Source organism: Sphingobacterium litopenaei, from assembly GCF_014692495.1.
GTDB lineage: Bacteria > Bacteroidota > Bacteroidia > Sphingobacteriales > Sphingobacteriaceae > Sphingobacterium > Sphingobacterium litopenaei.
Window position 1 is genome coordinate 52,788 of record NZ_JACOIJ010000002.1, and the last position, 18,771, is coordinate 71,558.

General features: G+C 36.6%; 15 protein-coding genes and 1 riboswitch. Of the genes, 13 read left to right on the forward strand and 2 right to left on the reverse strand.

Annotated elements, in window-relative coordinates:
• The first annotated feature begins 34 nt into the window (after positions 1-34).
• From H8B04_RS01445 to H8B04_RS01470, 6 genes are all read left to right on the forward strand, one after another.
• The gene (locus H8B04_RS01445; RefSeq protein WP_190301227.1) at positions 35-559 is read left to right on the forward strand and encodes a 30S ribosomal protein S16; all 525 of its coding nucleotides are present in this window, start codon (positions 35-37) and stop codon (positions 557-559) included.
• 111 nt (positions 560-670) lie between these two features.
• Positions 671-1,195, forward strand: coding sequence for a ribosome maturation factor RimM (gene rimM, locus H8B04_RS01450; protein ID WP_190301228.1), 525 nt, complete (start codon positions 671-673; stop codon positions 1,193-1,195).
• A 198-nt stretch (positions 1,196-1,393) separates the two neighbouring features.
• Positions 1,394-1,708 carry a GNAT family N-acetyltransferase gene (locus H8B04_RS01455; RefSeq protein ID WP_190301229.1) on the forward strand — a complete coding sequence of 105 codons (315 nt, stop codon included), beginning with the start codon at positions 1,394-1,396 and terminating at the stop codon, positions 1,706-1,708.
• 15 nt (positions 1,709-1,723) lie between these two features.
• Positions 1,724-2,146, forward strand: coding sequence for an OsmC family protein (locus tag H8B04_RS01460; RefSeq protein WP_190301230.1), 423 nt, complete (start codon positions 1,724-1,726; stop codon positions 2,144-2,146).
• Between the two features lie 95 nt (positions 2,147-2,241).
• Positions 2,242-2,338: riboswitch (SAM riboswitch) on the forward strand.
• 55 nt (positions 2,339-2,393) lie between these two features.
• A complete protein-coding gene (locus tag H8B04_RS01465) occupies positions 2,394-3,350 on the forward strand; it encodes a methylenetetrahydrofolate reductase (protein WP_190301231.1) in 957 nt (318 codons plus the stop codon).
• Positions 3,351-3,469: 119 nt separating this feature from the next.
• Entirely contained in the window at positions 3,470-6,460 is a 2,991-nt protein-coding gene (locus tag H8B04_RS01470; protein WP_190301232.1) for a glycosyltransferase family 117 protein, read from the forward strand.
• A gap of 33 nt (positions 6,461-6,493) precedes the next feature.
• Here the strand turns inward: H8B04_RS01470 and H8B04_RS01475 are convergent, their stop codons facing one another.
• The gene (locus H8B04_RS01475; RefSeq protein ID WP_190301233.1) at positions 6,494-8,164 is read right to left on the reverse strand and encodes a glutamine--tRNA ligase/YqeY domain fusion protein; all 1,671 of its coding nucleotides are present in this window, start codon (positions 8,162-8,164) and stop codon (positions 6,494-6,496) included.
• A 98-nt stretch (positions 8,165-8,262) separates the two neighbouring features.
• Here H8B04_RS01475 and H8B04_RS01480 point away from each other — a divergent pair, with 98 nt between their 5' ends.
• Positions 8,263-9,504 (forward strand): hypothetical protein, encoded by a 1,242-nt coding sequence (locus tag H8B04_RS01480; protein ID WP_190301234.1) that lies wholly within the window; start codon positions 8,263-8,265, stop codon positions 9,502-9,504.
• On the opposite strand, the gene H8B04_RS01485 is transcribed toward H8B04_RS01480, so the two are convergent.
• On the reverse strand, positions 9,501-10,730 hold the full coding sequence (locus tag H8B04_RS01485) for an ROK family transcriptional regulator (protein WP_190301235.1): 1,230 nt from the start codon (positions 10,728-10,730) through the stop codon (positions 9,501-9,503). The genes H8B04_RS01480 and H8B04_RS01485 overlap by 4 nt on opposite strands.
• Positions 10,731-10,944: 214 nt before the next feature.
• On the opposite strand from H8B04_RS01485, the gene H8B04_RS01490 reads away from it, so the two are divergent.
• From H8B04_RS01490 to H8B04_RS01515, 6 genes are all read left to right on the forward strand, one after another.
• Entirely contained in the window at positions 10,945-12,240 is a 1,296-nt protein-coding gene (locus tag H8B04_RS01490) for an MFS transporter (RefSeq protein WP_317170629.1), read from the forward strand.
• A gap of 210 nt (positions 12,241-12,450) precedes the next feature.
• Positions 12,451-14,304, forward strand: coding sequence for an FAD-dependent oxidoreductase (locus H8B04_RS01495; RefSeq protein WP_190301236.1), 1,854 nt, complete (start codon positions 12,451-12,453; stop codon positions 14,302-14,304).
• A gap of 63 nt (positions 14,305-14,367) precedes the next feature.
• A complete protein-coding gene (locus H8B04_RS01500) occupies positions 14,368-15,561 on the forward strand; it encodes a copper amine oxidase (protein ID WP_165289975.1) in 1,194 nt (397 codons plus the stop codon).
• Between the two features lie 3 nt (positions 15,562-15,564).
• Entirely contained in the window at positions 15,565-16,458 is an 894-nt protein-coding gene (locus tag H8B04_RS01505) for a hypothetical protein (RefSeq protein ID WP_223815202.1), read from the forward strand.
• A gap of 2 nt (positions 16,459-16,460) precedes the next feature.
• Positions 16,461-17,345 carry a hypothetical protein gene (locus H8B04_RS01510; RefSeq protein WP_190301237.1) on the forward strand — a complete coding sequence of 295 codons (885 nt, stop codon included), beginning with the start codon at positions 16,461-16,463 and terminating at the stop codon, positions 17,343-17,345.
• Between the two features lie 11 nt (positions 17,346-17,356).
• Positions 17,357-18,757 carry a DUF5009 domain-containing protein gene (locus H8B04_RS01515; RefSeq protein WP_165289977.1) on the forward strand — a complete coding sequence of 467 codons (1,401 nt, stop codon included), beginning with the start codon at positions 17,357-17,359 and terminating at the stop codon, positions 18,755-18,757.
• The last annotated feature ends 14 nt before the right edge of the window (positions 18,758-18,771 follow it).

Genomic DNA, 18,771 nt, shown 5'->3' on the forward strand with positions numbered 1-18,771 from the left:
GGGGATATGTTGAATACATAAATAATAACAAAACATGGCAACTAAAATCAGATTGCAAAGACATGGTAAAAAAGGACGTCCTTTTTACCACCTAGTAGTAGCAGATTCACGTGCTCCACGTGATGGTAAATTCATCGACCGTATCGGTTCTTACAATCCAAACACAAATCCAGCGACTATCGTTTTGGATTTTGACAAAGCTTTGGACTGGGTGAACAAAGGTGCGCAACCTACAGACACAGCTCGTGCTATCCTTTCTTACAAAGGTGTATTATACAAAAAACACTTGCAAGGTGGTTTGAAAAAAGGTGCTTTTGATGAAGCTGCTTTAGAAGAAAAATTTGCTGCTTGGACTGCTGCTAACGAAGCAAAAATTGCAGGTAAAAAAGACGGTTTAGCTAACACGAAAGAAGAAGCTAAAAAAGCTGCTTTGGCTGCTGAAGCTACTAAAAAAGCTGCTAAAGCTGCTGCTATCGCTGCTAAAAATGCTCCTGTTGCTGAAGAAGCACCAGCTGAAGAAGCGGAAGCTACTGAAAACACTGAAGAAGCTGAAGGTTAATTCTTTCATACAGTATTCAAGAAAAGCCGATTCGATTTTGAATCGGCTTTTTTTATGTAAATGAAGGTGCTGTGGTTTTTATTTTTTAATTTTGCCTTTTTAATTTCAAATATGACAATAGAGGAAAGTTTTTACATCGGATATGTATCTAAGACACGTGGTCTAAAGGGAGAAGTGCAATTGTTTTTTGAGTTTGAGGATTACAATGAATTGGATTTGGATGTGATTTTTCTTGAAGTCAACAAGAAATTAGTACCTTATTTTGTAGATACAATCAAATTACAAAAGAACAGTACGGCGTATGCGACTTTTGAAGATGTAGATCATATCGACAAAGCGCAAGCGTTGGTGCGTCGTAAGGTGTACCTTCCTAATGATAAGATGCCAGAACGTGATCCTGATGATTTTAGATGGACTGATTTGGTCGGTTTCCTAGTTATTGACGAAGAGCATGGTGAATTAGGTGAAATCATTGAGGTACGTGAAATGCCACAGCAGTTTATCGCTACTGTAGATATGGACGGTAAAGACTTGATGTTTCCACTTTCGGAAGATTTAATCTTAGGTATTGATGCTGAGGAGGAAATAATTGAGGTGGACTTGCCAGAAGGATTAGTGGATTTGTATAAAGAGTAAAAATATTCATAAGAAATACGAAAGCGAATGGAGATTTTTCAATTCGCTTTTTTTGTTCTTTCTCCTTCAGTTTTCTTATTCTAGATTAATTTTTTCCTCCATTTATTTAAATATGTTTGTTTAGTTGTGGAAAAGTAATTTTCTGTAATGTAATTTAATTTTATAATATTTAAATAGAAGCACTTAAAGTACAGCATTATGAAGCCTGAATATGAAAATCTAAAAGCGATTAAAAATGAAGATTCCAAACGTTTTGAACTAACGGTCGATGGTTATACCGCGTTCATTGATTACAAGGAGAGAAATGGAGTAATCACCTTAATTCATACAGAAAGTCCTGAGGAGTTAGCTGGTCGAGGAGTGGCTACAGCATTGATTGAAAAAACCTTAGCTTATCTTGAAAATAATAAGATAACATTAGTTCCGCTTTGTCCATTGGTGGTAGCTTACATAAAAAGACATCCGGAATGGGTAAGAATTGTCCGCGAAGATTATAAAGCCAAATTTGTTTAATAGCTCGCCTAAATTATGGATTCAACGAAAAAACTAATTACTTATGAAGTTGCTGCCTCTATTGGTGCCGTAAATTATATAACTTCTATTACCGCAAATGGTAAAGAAATAATAGGAGATGAACCCCAATCGTTAGGAGGGCAGGATACAGGATTCAATCCTTACGAACTGTTGGCTTCTTCTTTGGGAATGTGTACAGTAGCGACCTTGAAAATGTATGCCGATAGGAAAGGATTTAATCTAGGAAGGATTGACGTAAAAGTCGAATTGGAACATAATACTACAGACAAGGTAGCTACTTTTCGTAAGTCTATTTCTTTTGAAAATAAGGATATCGCACAAAAAGATTTAAAGCGATTGATGGTTATAGCTGAGGCTTGTCCTGTCAATAAAATCCTTTCTAATGAAATATTAATAGAAACTACGTTTGAAGACTAATAAAATCTTAAGATTTACGTTGATTTTGTTGTAGATTTCGCAAATATTTTTTCTTTTATATTTTAACTTTTGAGTTAATACACCGATATTAGCGGAGCTTATAGAGAAAGGCAGAGGGAATAGACCCGCTGAAGCCTTAGCAACCTGACCATAGTCAAGGTGCTACATTCTACCCTGAGGGAAAGATAAGTTTTGGATAGACCGTACCTCCGTGTCTTTTCTCTTAGCCTGAACGAAAAGAATAAACATGAAAATCGTAGATCATATTAAAAACGCTAAAGGAAAAACGCTGTTTTCTTTCGAATTATTACCTCCTGCAAAAGGCCAAGGTATCCAGAGTATTTTTAATACCATGGATGAATTGATGGAATTCAACCCGCCGTTTATAGATGTAACTTATCACCGCGAAGATTATTTGTACAAACAACATGCGAATGGATTATTGGAGCGTGTGGCTTATCGTAAACGTCCTGGGACGGTTGCTATTTGTGCTGCGATTATGAACAAATACAAAGTAGATGCTGTGCCGCATTTGATTTGTGGAGGCTTTACGAAAGAAGAAACCGAAAACGCGTTGATAGATTTAGATTTCTTGGGAATCGATAATGTATTGGTTTTGCGCGGTGATGCACGTAAAGGTGATCCTGATTTTATACCTACTACAGGAGGTCATGCGTATGCTACGGATTTATTAGCCCAAGTAGCTGATATGAATAGCGGGAAATACTTACATGAAGATATCGAAAATAGTTCGAAAACGAATTTCTGTATAGGTGTTGCGGGTTATCCCGAAAAACATTTTGAAGCTCCGAACTTTAATACCGACTTCAAATGGCTGAAGAAAAAAGTAGAGATGGGCGCGGAATTTATTGTGACACAGATGTTTTATAACATTGAGAAATATAAGGAATTCGTAGTTAAATGCCGTGAAAATGATATTCATGTACCTATTATTCCAGGTTTGAAACCATTGACGACGAAAAAGCAATTAATTGCTTTGCCTAAAATATTTCACTTAGATATTCCAGAAGAATTAAGTGATGCGGTGGAAACGTGTAAAACCAATGCTGACGTGCAAAAGATAAGCAATGAATGGATGGTCAATATGTGTAAGGAATTGATTGAATTTGGCGTTCCTGTATTACATTTTTATACGATGAGTAATCCAGGTCCTACAAAACGAATAGTAGAAAAATTAGCATAACAGAAAAAGCTTCCTTGTGGAAGCTTTTTTTATGGGTGTTAAAATCTGTTAATTAACACTTTAGCTATTACAATTCCTCTAAATTTATAATAGTTTCCAACACGCCTTAAACAACTATTATGAATTACAATAAAATCAACATTCTTTTGGGATGGTTCTGCGGAATAGTAGCAACACTAGTGTATGTCCTTACAGCTGATCGGTTTAACAGTTGGTGGGATACTGGAGAATTTGTAGCTTCTGCCTATAAATTGCAAGTTGTCCATCAGCCAGGTGCTCCTTTATTTTTGATGGTTCAAAATATCTTTAGCAACTTGGCAGGAGGGGAAGTCAGTAAAATCGCGTTTTGGATGAATGTTGGATCTGCTGTCTGCAGTGGACTGACGATTACCTTTCTTTTTTGGACGATTACTGCTTTGGCTCGAAAAGCTGTAAACATATCTTTCTCTAAATCTTCCATTTCGACTAATATCCAGATCTTTGGGGCTGGTCTTGTTGGTGCTTTGGCTTATTCATTTACGGATACCTTTTGGTATTCTGCAGTGGAAAGTGAAGTTTATGCAATGTCTTCCTTATGTACTGCAACTGTATTTTGGTTGATATTGAAGTGGGAAGCGAGAGCCGACCAGGACGACGCTAACCGATGGCTATTGGTCATTGCATTTGTAATGGGCTTATCTATCGGGGTGCATTTATTGAATCTATTGACGATTCCTGCATTAGCTTTGGTGGTGTATTTCAAAAAGACGGCTAAAATTTCCCTAAAAGGTGTGTTGACAACGTTAGGAATCGGCGTTGCTATCCTAGCATTTATACTTTGGGGTGTGATTCAATATAGTGTAAAATTGGCAGCCTATTTTGACTTATTCTTTGTGAATAGTTTGGGATTGGGATTTGGGTCTGGCATTTTGGTATTCATTGTTCTTTTAATTTCGCTAATAGTTTTGGGATTATATTACGCTAATCAAAAGAAAAAAGTGATACTACATCTGTCCATTTTATCCCTTTGTTTTGTCTTATTTGGTTTTAGTTCCTATACAATGCTTTTGGTCAGGGCACAAACCAATATTTCTTTAAATAATAATTCTCCAGACAATGCGTTTTCATTCTTAGGTTATTTAAGCCGAGAGCAATATGGTTCAGAACCGCTAATCAAAGGACCTACGTATAATTCAAAACCTATTGCTGTACAGGAAAACCATACGTATAGAAAAGATGAGGAAAAATATACAAGGGTAGATGCGCCAGGTAAGTATGCTTATGATAATGAAATGTTTTTTCCACGTTTATGGAGTGCGGATAAAGCTCCTTTCTATTCATACTATACGGGATTAGATCAGGATGAAGCTCCAACCATGTGGGGTAATCTGAAATTCTTTTTTACGTATCAGGTAAACCATATGTATGCGCGTTATTTCCTTTGGAATTTTGTTGGCAGGCAAAATGATGAACCCAGTCATGGTAGTGCGATTAATGGAAATTGGATTGCGGGTATTTCAGCTTTAGATGACACGCGATTAGGAAAGGAATCCCTATACGAAAACTATGAGAATCCTTCACGTAATGTATATTATTTCTTGCCTTTGTTTTTAGGAATTCTTGGATTGGTGTGGCATTATAAAAAATCTAAACGTGACAGTTTTATCGTTGGTTTATTGTTTTTCTTTACGGGATTAGCAATTGTCATTTATTTAAACCAAACTCCGATGCAACCGCGTGAAAGAGATTATGCCTATGCTGGCTCTTTCTACATGTTTAGCGTTTGGATTGGACTAGGGGCAATTGCAGTTTTAGATATTTTACGACGGATATATGCGAATAAAGTAGTCGCTAGCATTTCTTTAGCGTTTGTATTTGTAGCTGGTCCGGGGATTTTGGCGTATCAAAATTGGGATGATCATGATCGCTCCGATCGTACGTGGACGCGTGATATGGCGTACAACTATTTGGAATCATGCGAGCCCAATGCTATACTTTTCACTTATGCAGATAACGATACCTTTCCTTTGTGGTATTTGCAAGAAGTAGAGGGTGTGCGGACCGATGTTCGGATAGTGAATTTGAGTTATCTTCAGTCAGATTGGTATGTTAAACAAACCATGCAGGACATCAATTTGGCTCAGGCCGCACCAATTCATATTCATCCTGATAAAATCAAGAAAGGTATACGTGATGTAATCCATTATTACGATATGGAGGTGGATGGATATGTTGATTTGGACACCCTTCTAGAGGTTATGCTTTCTGATAATCAAAGCAACCAATTGCCCTTATCTAATGGAAAATATGTAAATGTATTGCCTACTAAAAATATCCAAATGATAATAGATAAAGATTCAGTACTGCGTAATAAAGTCGTTCCAAAATCTTGGGAAAAAGACATCGCTGAGGTGATGCAATGGAGTTATAACAAACCGTATGTTACAAAATCTGAATTGAGTTTACTTTCCATCATACTACATAATAATTGGGAACGTCCGATTTATTTTGCCAATATGTTGGGGTCTGAAAATTTTATTGGTCTAGACAAATATTTAGTAAATGAAGGATTAGTCTATCGATTAATGCCCATTGAAAAAGAACAGCCTGAAAATGAAATTTCTTTGGTGAATACAGATACCTTGTATCGAAATGTAACTTCAAAATATGTTTATGGAAGTATATCAGATCTTGAACATTATGATGTGGATTATAGACGTTTTGTACAGAGTTATTTGTTTGATAAAACCGTAAATCTCACATTGGATTCTTTAGTAAAAGAAGAACGCTTGCAAGAAGCTAAGAACGTTGCATTGTTAGCGTTGCAGCATATGCCAAAACGTATAGTTGATATACATCATGTGCAATCTAATGCTGTAGTTGTGGATACGTTGATTAAAGTAAAAGAAAAAGAAAAGGCTCAACTGATTGCCAGTCGTGATATTGATTATATCGAATCAAATTTAAACTATTTAGTGGGAAAGGCAGATAAACTTACAGGATTCGATCGATTGGAAATAAATACCACGGTTGACTCCTTAAATCGATATAAAGAGATTGCTAATGCTCTTGGAAACGAGAAGCTAATTACACAAGTTCAGCGTATTGAGAATAAATACTTAAGTAATTAAAAAAGGAGGTCTTTGACCTCCTTTTCTGTATGTTTATCCTTTTTTGACTTCTTTAGCCCAAGAGTCTTTCAAAGTAACTGTTCTATTGAAAACCAGATGTTCTGGTGTAGATTTAGTGTCCAAATTGAAATATCCTAAGCGAATAAATTGGTAACCTTTGCCTGGTACAGCATTTGCCAAATCCGGTTCGATATACGCTTTTGGAATAATAGTCAAGCTATTTGGATTTAAAGATGCTTTGAAATCTTCTTCCGCAGCTGGGTTTTCTACTTGGAATAGACGGTCGTACAAACGTACTTCTGCTTCTTTAGCATGTGCTGTAGAAATCCAGTGAATAGTTCCTTTTACTTTCAATCCTGAAGTATCTTCGCCAGATTTCGAATTTGGAATATAATTACAGTGGATTTCTGTTACATTTCCATTTTCGTCTTTTTTGAAATCATGACATTCTACAATATATCCATGTTTCAAACGTACTGAAAGACCTGGTCCCAAACGGAAGAATTTCTTAGGAGGCTCTTCCATGAAATCATCACGTTCAATCCACAATTCTTTTGTGAAAGGAATAATGCGTGAACCTTCGCCACCTTCTACTTCTGGATTATTTTCTCCTACAAGCTCTTCCACTTTTCCATCAGGATAGTTTGTAATTACTAATTTGATAGGATCCAATACCGCCATTCTGCGCCAAGCTGTTTTGTTCAAATCCTCACGGATACAGAATTCCAACAAGCTGACATCGATCATATTTTCACGTTTTTGGATACCAATACGTTCCGCAAAATTTCGAATACTTGCAGGTGTATAGCCACGACGACGCAACCCTGAAATAGTAGGCATACGCGGGTCGTCCCAGCTTTCTACGTGACCTTCGTTTACCAATTGTAATAATTTACGCTTACTCATTACGGTATAAGTCATGTTAAGACGCGCAAATTCATATTGTTTAGAAGGGAAAATTTCTAATTGTTCGATCAGCCAATCGTACAAAGCACGGTGGGGAATAAATTCCAATGTACATATGGAATGCGTGATTTTTTCTATGGAATCCGATTGTCCGTGTGCAAAGTCATACATTGGATAGATGCACCATTTGTCTCCTGTACGGTGGTGATGGGCATGTTTGATACGATAAATAATCGGATCACGCATGTGCATGTTTGGATTAGACAAATCTATTTTAGCACGTAGCACCTTCTCACCATCTTGATACTTTCCATCACGCATCTCTTGGAAGAGCTGTAAATTTTCTTCCACCGAACGGCTGCGGTTTGGTGTAGGAACACCAGGTTCTGTAGGTGTGCCTTTTGCTGCTGCAATTTCTTCTGCTGTACTGTCATCTACATAAGCCAATCCTTTTTTGATTAGCGTGACAGCATATTCATATAATGTTTCGAAATAATCCGAAGTGTATAATTCTTCAGCCCACTGGAAGCCTAACCATTGGATATCGTTTTTGATGCTTTCTACATACTCAGTATCCTCAGTTACAGGGTTTGTGTCATCAAAACGAAGGTTTGTCTTGCCATTATATTTTTGTGCCAATCCGAAGTTAAGACAGATGGATTTGGCATGGCCAATATGAAGATAGCCGTTTGGCTCAGGAGGAAATCTCGTCAATACGCGACCATCATGTTTTCCTGTTCGAAGATCTTCTTCGATAATTTCTTCAATAAAATTTAATGATTTTTCTTCCTCTATCATGGTGCAAAGTTACTTATATATTGCTAAATATAGGAATGTTGCGTATAAAATATATAGGACTATGTCGTAATAAATCTAAATAGTTTTTAAATTAGGATATGAATAATCTACATTGCACTCGATACTGGATTTTATTAATTCTCAGTCTGCCTATATTGCTTATTGCTAAACCTAAAAAACCAGCTGTTTTAATTTACGGCAGTACGATAGAAGCCTATGTGGCAGCTTTGCAATCGGCAGCTTCTGGTGTTCCTACGCTTTGGGTAAATCCTGCCTCGTATTCTTTTGAGAAAGATAAGTTTGAGCTTAAAAGTTCAGAAGAAGGAAAGCTGATAGATGGAGGTGTGGTAAATCAATTCATAAAAGAAGAACGAAGTAAAAAAGACTCCACGAATAGTTTTATCCTGAACGGAAAAAGGCAATCTTATAATGTGCTTACAGCAGATAATTTATTTTTAACAATACTTAATGGTGAGGATGTTGTAAATATTGAACATTCGAAAAGTTGGAAGGTGACTTTGTCCAACAAAAGCAATTATGCAGTTCATGTGGTTATGGACGCCAGCATTGGTCATACATTAGCATCCAAAGCTAAAGTTGAAAATTTGCCACAAGCTCAGTTTATGCGAGCGAATGCGCTTACAATAGCCGATGCTAGAAGTGTCGTATTGGTAGGAGAGAAGCAAGGTGAGGTAGTGGTTTCGAGGTTAGGAGATTTGATAAGCCAAAAGGATAATTTTTTTGTAGCAGATGGGAATGATTTTATAGAAAGAGATAACCTTAATTTTAGATTGGCATATGGACAGGTGATGGGGGCTATTGCAGGTTATTGTACTTTTTTTAAGACTACTACAGACAAAATAGACTTGCGTACGTTGCAAAATGAATTACTGATGTTTAGAAGCCGATTATTACCTACGGTAGATGTGAGTTATCAAGACAAGAATTTTATATCGTTGCAAAGAATGTATCTTGCCGGAATACTTCCTTTAAGCACGAGCGAGGGTAAGCCCGCATTTGATTTAGCAGATTCGGTACGAGTATCGGATATTAAACCCATAGTAAATCAATTTTATTCTCGGGCACAATTGTGGTTCGTAGACAATACTCCAGAATTTTTAACCGTTCAAGATGCTTTAAATCTAATTAAATTCACGGCTTTTAGAGCGGAAGAATTGGATGTAGAAGTGAAAAATAAATGGAATAAAGAATTAACCTTCAAGGGTGAATTTGATCCCTCAAAGGTTGTTTCCAGATATGAATTTGCTGTATTGTTTGATAAATATGCTGCGCCCTTTGTGAAAAAAGTAAGTCAGGATGGTGCTACGATCTATCGTTAGTCCGTAACATTTAGTAAACGATCGCGCAATAATAGACAAGCGCCAAAAGAGGCTAGGTTATCATTTTTTGAAGATAAAATTATCTTGGTGTCCCTGTTTACAGTTGACAGCGAGTATTTGTTTACTGCATTTTTCAATGGCAAACTAAGGTATTCTTCGGATTTGGCAACTACTCCACCAATTATAATTAATTCTGGATTGAAGATATTAATAAGTGAAGCAATACCGCGTCCAAGCTTATCACCGATATAATTGATAGCTTCAATACAAAGGTTATCATCTTTTTTGGCAGCGGAGATAATATCATTTAGTTTGATCTCCTCAATTTTTTTGAATTTTTTGGTCAAACTACTAGTAGCTCCATCATTAATTTGATCTGTCACACGTCTTATTAAAGCATAACCAGAAGCTTCTGTTTCCAAACATCCTTTTTTACCACATTTACAGATTATATCGTTATCAAAAATGGAGATATGTCCGAATTCACCAGAGAACCCAGATTTACCATAATATAATTTTCCATCAATCATTATGCCTAGACCAATACCGTTGTCGACATTGATAAATAAAGCATCCTTTTCATCGGTTAATATTCCGCTACTAAACTCTGCATAGGAAAGCGCTTTGGTGTCATTCTCCAAGAATGTGGGAATGCCAATATTTTCCTCAAACAATTTAGATAAAGGATCCTCATAAAAATTAAAATAGGAATACGAGTAACCCGTTCTGTAGTTAATGCGTCCGGTAAGGTTAATACCCACACCTAATATTTTTTCTTTTACGATATTGTGTTTCGCGATAAATTCATTGATCTCTTTACAAATATCCAAAAGAGATTGCTCATTGTTTTCCAATAAATAAGGGATGTTATCTTTTTTGGAGACAATATCTTTTTTCATATTGATCATAGAGATACTTAAGTTGTCAATACCAACTTGTACCCCTATAAAATAAGCGGAATTTGCCACCAGACCATAGATGTTCGGTTTGCGACCTACGGCAGAAGTTGTCTTACCGTAATCTTTCACGAGCTCGTCCTCGATAAGTTCGCTTACGCACTCATTAATTTTAGGAATACTTATATTGAACTCTTTACTCAATTCTGCAATTGTAGCAGTCTCGTTTGTGGCAAAGTAGGCTAATATCTTTTTCTTAAGTCTAATATTTTTGTAGGCAACACCATTTTTATTTGCCTCGTGAATATCTTTAAAAAAGTTAGATGTCATATAACTTGTTAGGCTTAATACATTTATTTAATCAAATTAGCTAAGTAATAAGAGTTTATAAAAATATTTAATAATATGTTTTTAATAATTCATTTTTTTTAAATATAATTGAAAACTATTTGTAGCTAAAAGCTAATTTATAGTAAATCTAAATTATTTTTAGTTGAAATCCTAATTTTAGATATTAAAACATTACACTACAAAAACCTAATCTGTGAAAAACGAATCGAATAAAAAATCCATTCATCCAATATCTTGGATACCTACTACATGGTTTGCAATGGGGTTGCCTTTTGTCGCATTGTCTGGAGCTAGTTCAATCATGTACAAAAATATGGGTGTTTCTGATGCTCAGATCGCATTTTGGACTTCTTTAATCATGTTGCCGTGGACGCTAAAACCTTTTTGGGGACCATTTTTGGAATTGTACAAGACGAAGAAATTCTTTGTGTATGTCACGCAAATTTTCACTGGAATATTATTTGGATTAGTAGGATTAACGCTACAATTGGATCATTTTTTCAGTTTCTCAATTGCGGTTTTGACTATTATAGCTTTGAGTGCTTCCACGCATGATACAGCCGCCGATGGGGTGTATTTAAATGAGTTGGATGCCAAAAATCAGGCGAAATATGTGGGATGGCAAGGTGCTTTTTATAATATTGCTAAAGTTTTTTCTGGAGGCGTATTGGTGTATTTGGCGGGCGAATTTGAACAAAGGATCGGTATTTCAAACGCTTGGATGGTTGTCATGTTTTGTTATGGAATCTTGATGGTTGGTTTGGGGTTATATAATGCAAAAGCTTTGCCGAATAGCCAAGAAGAAGCTAAAACCACTACGTTAAAAGAAGGTTTTGTGACCCTTAAAGATGTGATTATCACTTTTTTTCAAAAGAAGAATATATGGTATAGCTTATTGTTTGTCGTTTTTTATCGTTTTGCTGAAGGTCAAGCAATTAAAATTATTCCTTTGTTTTTTAAGGCGGATCGTGCTGAAGGTGGCTTGGGTTTAAGTACTTCAGAAATCGGTTTATTGTATGGAGTTTTCGGGGCAATCGCTTTCGTTTTAGGGTCTATTTTGGCTGGTAATTATGTGGCTAAGAAGGGGTTAAATAGGCGAACTTTATTGATTTTGTGTGCCTGTTTCAATATTCCATTTGCGGCATATGCATTTTTAGCTGTTTTTGTTCCTACTAATTTAGTGGTTATTGCTACGGCTGTAATCGTCGAATATTTTGGATATGGTTTTGGTTTTGTGGGGATAATTTTGTTCACCATGCAAAATATTGCTCCAGGAAAATATAAAATGGCTCACTATGCTTTTGGTAGTGGACTGATTAATTTGGGTTTTATGTTGCCTTCGATGTTGAGTGGGGTGCTAAGTGATCATATGGGGTATAAAACATTTTTTATATGGGTTCTAATTTCTACTATTCCTGCTTTTCTTGTATCATGGTTTGTGCCTTTACGCAAGCCCGATGAAGAAGAGGAAGAGATGAGTAAAAATTAAATTATATTTCTTAATAAGATATTATTATTTATTGGGATGACAATATATATTTTAAAAAAAATTAAAATATATATTGTCAATTTGAATAATTTTTTATTATTTAGCGTCAATTACCTAAAAAAGTAAATTTCAGGTTTAGATGATTTCTAACCTCATAAATTTTCTAACAATTAGGTCTGCTACTAACGTTAAACATTTAGAACCATAATAATGCGTAAATTTTTTATTCTCTTTAGTCTTTTTGTAATAACATTAACCTCTGCTTACGCACAATTAAAAACTGATGTAATTATTGTTGGAGGAGGGGCGAGTGGCACTATGGCGGCGATTCAGTCGGCTAGATTAGGAGTAAAGTCTATTGTTATAGAGGAGACAGTTTGGCTAGGAGGGATGTTGACCTCAGCGGGAGTGTCTGCGATAGATGGAAATCATAATATGCCTTCGGGCTTATGGGGGGAATTTCGTAGTCACCTGTATGCTTATTATGGCGGACCTGCAGCTGTTGAAACAGGCTGGGTAAGTAACACTTTATTTGAACCTAAGGTAGGTAATCAAATCTTGCAAAAAATGGTTGCGGCAGAGCCAAATGTCAAGGTGCTTTATGAAAGTAAATGGAAATCTGCAGAAAAAAAGAATGGCGATTGGGTGTTAACGTACGCAGATTCCAAAAATAAAATTCATACTATTGAAGGTAAAGTATTGATCGATGCAACCGAACTAGGTGATGTGATGGCTTCATTAAAAGTGCCTTATTATTTAGGTATGGATAGCAAAGATCTGACTAAAGAGCCGTTTGCACTGGATCAAGCGAACGATATTATTCAAGACATGACGTATGTAGTTACGTTAAAAGATTTTGGTCCCAACGCTAATAAGACGATTAAAAAACCTAAAAATTATTCGAAAGAAGAATTTGCTGGCTGTTGTGATGTCTCCGACCCTGCAACATTCAATAAGGACAACAACGATTGTTTCAAGATGTTGACTTATGGTAGATTGCCAAATAATAAGTTTATGATCAATTGGCCTAAAAAAGGAAATGATATCTACTTAAACATTATTGAAAAATCTCCGGAAGAGCGCGTCAAAGCTTTGGAAGAAGCAAAGCAAATGACATTACGCTTTGTATATTATATTCAGCATGAGTTGGGTTTCAAAAATTTAGGTATTGATTTCGATGAGTATCCTACTAAAGATGGATTCCCAATGATTCCTTATCACAGAGAATCAAGACGTGTTGTAGGTAAATCTTTGTTTGCTTTGCAACATATCATGACGCCGTATGAAACGCCAGAAAAGTACTACCGTGCTGGTGTTATTGTGGGTGATTATCCAATTGATCATCATCATTATAAATATGGTAATGCCCCAGAAATTGATTTTGTGAAAATACGTGTTCCATCCTACAATGTTCCGTTAGGTGTATTATTACCTAAAGATTATGAGGGATTGATTATCGCTGAAAAGAGTATAGGTTCTACAAATATCGTTAATGGAGCGACGCGTCTTCAACCTGTAGTGTTAGGAATAGGACAAGCGTCAGGTGTATTGGCGGCGCTTTCTGTGAAACAAAATAAATTGCCTTCTCAAGTATCTATTCGTGATGTACAATCTACTTTATTAGATCATAAAGCGTATATCATGCCATATTTTGATGTTCCTACTACGGATCCTCAGTTTAAAGTCTTGCATAAAATAGGTGCAACAGGTGTAATTAAAGCTGTGGGAGTGCCTTACAAATGGGCTAATCAAACTTGGTTTTACCCGGAAAGAGAGATTAGTGAGTATGAATTGATGGAGGGCTTGCGTCTTTATTATCCAGTATTAAATAGTGTGTGGACAGCTTCAGGTAAAGCATTGACAGTAGCAGGCTTCCAGGATTTGATGAAAGAAATCAAGAAGGAAATTTCTTTGGAGCAAGTAAATACATTATTGAAGAAACAAGGTCTACCAGTTGTAACAGGAGAAAGTGCTCTTCTAAACAGAAGGTATACTTCGGTGTTGTTGGATGCGCATCTTGCACTTTTCGAAAAAGAAATTGACCATTCTGGAAATCTAAAATAATTATCTATCTACCTTTTTTTGCCCTTCATTGACCATGTTGGGCAAAATTATAAATCTATGAAAATGAAAAAAATATTGTGTTATTCTCTTTTGTTGGGGGCTTTAGGAACATATCAAGTTTCAAAAGCACAAGATTTCAATAATCCAAAAGTTATAAGTAAAGTGGAGCAAGTTATCAAAAAGGCTAAAGTTGGTAATTTGGTCATCTTGGATGAATTTTTGACCACTGCATATCCTACAGTTAATTACACAAAAGAGGTGTTGCCAAGTCCACAGTTTCTTATTTCAGACGATCCCGAATATATCCGTGTTCCCGAAGCTATTGCAATGCAAGAAAATGTAGCTCCTGGAGCAGTAAGATTGTATGTATACAATGTAAATGGTGTAAAAGAGCCTCAACAGATAAAAACAAAGATTACGGCAGTAATTAAAAATACAGGTAAAGAGAAAATGACTTTGCGTATGCTAAAGTATTCTTCTCAAAAACCATCAACCAATTATTTTGAAATTGGAAAAAAAGGTTTGGAAGATTATTTCAAATCTGATGTACAGAATGATGTACGCTTTATCCAACCAGGAGAAGTTGTTTCTATCGACCAACAATTGGAAAAAAATATTGTAAGCTACGATGAATTGGTACATGGATTCTATGAATTTGTAGTAGATCAACCTGCTCAGATCAGTGTATTGCAGACATCACCTGAGAAATCGGGACCACAAGCGTATGCGCAGATTAAAACTGTAATTCCGCATAGCCATGCCAATGCAGGACGTGGAATTTTTGGGGTTTCGAATTACAAGATTACGGCTACAGATACGATTAGTACAGCCAGTGGCGTAACACAATTAGTGATTGCTGATGGAAAAACTGATCCTTGGATCACCGGTACTATTGGGGAGAAGAAAGAATTTGCAAAGAACGCAGGTAACTACGGTGTGATGTACCACACGAAAATCAAGTGGAAAAGTACAGAGGGTAAAGGTTTGGCTTTAGTAACTTGGAATTCACGTTCGGCTGATAACCAATGGTGTGGCGGTATGGGGTTGACAATGAGTTTGACGAACCCTGATGGGTCTAGTACTGTTCGTCAATTACCCAACAATGCCTTGATTACTAAAGCAGCTCCAGAAGCTATTTTAGTGGAAATCTATAAACCAGATCCTACAAAAGAGATTCAAGAAATTGATTTCATTTACTCTCCTCCAGGAGCGTCTTGTTTACCAACACCTTTAGTACTAATCCCAGTTAATTTATAAGTGATGTTTAAGCGTATTATTAATTTATCTCTGGTTTGCTTGTTGTTAGCTTGTAGTAAGGGTGAAGACTCTAAGACTACACCTGAAGAAACAAAGCCCAATCCCGAACCAACGGAGAAATATACATTTTTAGAGAACGAGGTTCGTCCAGCAAGCTCATTAGCTTGTTTTGCGGGAGCTTACTATCGCAAAGTAGTAAGTAGTAAAGACACTTGGATAGGTATCAGTGGTGAGGTTACTTTACCAACTATCAAATTCGATGAAATCAGATTTAATCCAGCTAAACCTAAGCAGTACCTTGATAATCCTTCGGTATATATGGGTGGAAGTATGGATGGTCAAGAGACAGATATCGGTTTGACTTGGGAAGTAATCCGCCACGAAAATGGCGCGGTATCAGAAGAAAGAGTAGCTTTTCGTCCCTTCCTTCGTCGTGCTTCACACAAATCTGGTCAAGTAAGTTTGTATGTGAATGCACCAGCACAAAAGGAATACTACTGGTATCCGGGCGAAAAAGTTGAAATGTCCGTAGAAGTAATTTCGAATGGTGTTTTGAAATTGAGTATAAAAGGAGCAGGGAAAAGTTATGAGACAACTTTCGAAGCGGCTGGATATACATTGACAGGTGTGGGTGAGTTCAAGCGTGTCAACGCGATTGACCAAGTAAGCAACGAAGGAAAGCCAGCGCAATATACAGAAGCAGTGGTTAGTAATTCGAAATGGTCTTATACAAATTTAATACGTCGTCAAAAAGGAGAACGCGTTGTCGTACCAATGCACAATGGGCGTATGACGAGTATGCTTTGTCCAGCTACTAAACATTTCTCTATAGAGCAAAACGAGGAAGAAGCCAAAGTTGGCGCAGAAACAATTTCAATCAGCGGGAAAGGATTTTAGAGATGAATATTAAATCAATTTTAATCCTTTCGTCGGTATTTTTCACTATTGGTTGTGCTAATAAGGTGCCAAATGAGGCGGGCAATGTAAATGCTTCTACTTCATCAAAGTGGACGTATTTGGATAATGAGATCAAGCCTGAATTTTCGTATACATGTTTTCAAGGAGCTTATTACCGTAAAACGGTAAGTAGTAGAGATCATTGGATAGGAATCAAAGGAGAGGTAACATTACCGACTATTAAGTTTGATGAGTCACGAAAAAACTCGGCTAAGCCAGGTCAATATTTGGATAATCCTTCTGTTTACATGGGCGGACATATGGATGGACAGGAGACAGACATAGGTTTGACTTGGGAAGTAATAAAACATGAGGATGGTAGTGTTTCTAAAGAAAGGTTAGCATTCAGACCATTTTTTAGAAGAACCGATCATAAATCAGGACAAAAAGATGTATGGATCTATGCTCCTGCCAAAAAGAAATTTTATTGGTATCCGGGAGAAAAAGTAGAAATGTCGGTTGAAGTGGTGAAAGATGGATTGATGAAGATTAGTGTGAAAGGTGCGGGAAAACATTTTGAGGAAACTTACGAATGTGCTGGTTATACCTTAAACGGAATCGGGGACTTCAAACGTGTCAATGCGATTGATCAAGTTCGCAATGAAGGGAAACCCGCTCAACCAACGCAAACTAAGGTATCGGATGCGAAATGGTCTTACACTACACTGATTAGAATGCAAAATGGAAAGCGTTTAGAAGTGCCGATGCATGCAGGCCGATTTACCAATATGCGCTGTCCAGATGTGAAATTCTTTGAGGTGAATCAATCATCAAAAGAAGCTAAAGTGGGAGCGGAAGAGATTACTATTAGTGGTATAGGCTTTTAAGACCAATAGCTATGGTAAAATATAGAAATTTGAGTGTGGATTTTTTGCGTGGTCTAGCCATCTTTGGGATGGTGTTGGCTGCGGTGATTCCGTGGACTGCCGAATTCCCCGGCTGGATGTATCACGCTCAGGTGGGACCTCCAGATTTTACGTTCAATCCTAATAACCCTGGGATTACTTGGGTAGATTTGGTATTTCCTTTCTTTCTATTTGCCATGGGTGCTGCTTTCCCTTTTGCACTCAAAACTAAGTTAGCGAATAAGGAATACTTAACCATTGTACAAGGACTTTTGCGCAGGGGAGCGTTATTGGTTTTCTTTGCTATTGCATTAGCCTATTTGACACCTGCAAACCTTACTGCTGCACCTTGGGTAAATTATCTAACTTCCTTAGCTACTTTCTTTTCTTTCTTCTTGGTGTTTATGCGATTTGAGGGAACAGCATTTAAGAAATATGGTTTACAGCTATTAGGTTTTATAATAATTGCTGCATTAACTTATTACCATAGCGAAATCCTAGGAAATACATTTAGCAAAAGTAAAAACAATATAATCATATTGGTGCTGTCAAATATGGCTGTATTTGGATCAGCATGTTGGTTGTTTACGGCTTCTAACTTTTACCTGCGTATAGCTATTATGGTTGCCTTTATGGGCATCTGGTTTACACATTCTCTTGAAGGAAGCTGGACTGCTACAATTTGGTATTTTCATCCAGATATCAAATGGTTCTATAATTTTTCTTTCCTGAAATATTTATGCATTGTATTGCCAGGCTCTATTTTAGGAGATTTGGTATTAAAATACAAGGAAGTTACAAACAAATTGTATAAGCCAAAAGAAGTGAAATCCGCGGGCGTTGTAGCTTTGGCGAGTTTTGCTTTCGTGGTATTTCATGTGGTTACCTTATATACACGTGAATTGTCAATTAATCTTGCTGGTCACTTTTTGTTCATTGCTTTATATCTATGGTACTTCCGCAATAAAAATGAAGGACAGATCTGGTTTTACAAAGTGTTATTAGGATGGGGATTAGCTTTTGCGACAGTTGCCTTATTTTTTGAACCATTAGATGGAGGAATCAAAAAAGATCCTTCGTCATTTTCATATTGGTTTTTAACTAGCGGCCTTGCCTTCATCTTTTATGTTACTTGCGATTATTTGACTAAGGTACATTCTTCTAATAGGGTGATAAGTGCTTTGGTTAAATGTGGGCAAAATCCCATGATTGCGTATTGTGTGACCTCATTTTGTATTACCCCTGTATTGGGCTTGATTCAAGTACTGCCCATTCTGGACAATTTAGCCGCAGAGAGTCCTTTTCTAGGCTTGATTCGCACGGTATTATTTATGTTTTTAATGATATGGATTACCAATATAGCTACGGATAAAAAGTGGTTTTGGAGATCTTAATATTAACTGTTTTT

What these genes read in the sequence shown, in the direction of transcription:
- H8B04_RS01505 (WP_223815202.1), top strand. Translation starts at nt 15,565, where the DNA reads ATGTTTAAGCGTATTATTAATTTATCTCTGGTTTGCTTGTTGTTAGCT.
- H8B04_RS01470 (WP_190301232.1), top strand. Translation starts at nt 3,470, where the DNA reads ATGAATTACAATAAAATCAACATTCTTTTGGGATGGTTCTGCGGAATA.
- H8B04_RS01495 (WP_190301236.1), top strand. Translation starts at nt 12,451, where the DNA reads ATGCGTAAATTTTTTATTCTCTTTAGTCTTTTTGTAATAACATTAACC.
- H8B04_RS01465 (WP_190301231.1), top strand. Translation starts at nt 2,394, where the DNA reads ATGAAAATCGTAGATCATATTAAAAACGCTAAAGGAAAAACGCTGTTT.
- rimM (WP_190301228.1), top strand. Translation starts at nt 671, where the DNA reads ATGACAATAGAGGAAAGTTTTTACATCGGATATGTATCTAAGACACGT.
- H8B04_RS01500 (WP_165289975.1), top strand. Translation starts at nt 14,368, where the DNA reads ATGAAAAAAATATTGTGTTATTCTCTTTTGTTGGGGGCTTTAGGAACA.
- H8B04_RS01445 (WP_190301227.1), top strand. Translation starts at nt 35, where the DNA reads ATGGCAACTAAAATCAGATTGCAAAGACATGGTAAAAAAGGACGTCCT.
- H8B04_RS01515 (WP_165289977.1), top strand. Translation starts at nt 17,357, where the DNA reads ATGGTAAAATATAGAAATTTGAGTGTGGATTTTTTGCGTGGTCTAGCC.
- H8B04_RS01460 (WP_190301230.1), top strand. Translation starts at nt 1,724, where the DNA reads ATGGATTCAACGAAAAAACTAATTACTTATGAAGTTGCTGCCTCTATT.
- H8B04_RS01480 (WP_190301234.1), top strand. Translation starts at nt 8,263, where the DNA reads ATGAATAATCTACATTGCACTCGATACTGGATTTTATTAATTCTCAGT.
- H8B04_RS01475 (WP_190301233.1), bottom strand. Translation starts at nt 8,164, where the DNA reads ATGATAGAGGAAGAAAAATCATTAAATTTTATTGAAGAAATTATCGAA.
- H8B04_RS01455 (WP_190301229.1), top strand. Translation starts at nt 1,394, where the DNA reads ATGAAGCCTGAATATGAAAATCTAAAAGCGATTAAAAATGAAGATTCC.
- H8B04_RS01485 (WP_190301235.1), bottom strand. Translation starts at nt 10,730, where the DNA reads ATGACATCTAACTTTTTTAAAGATATTCACGAGGCAAATAAAAATGGT.
- H8B04_RS01510 (WP_190301237.1), top strand. Translation starts at nt 16,461, where the DNA reads ATGAATATTAAATCAATTTTAATCCTTTCGTCGGTATTTTTCACTATT.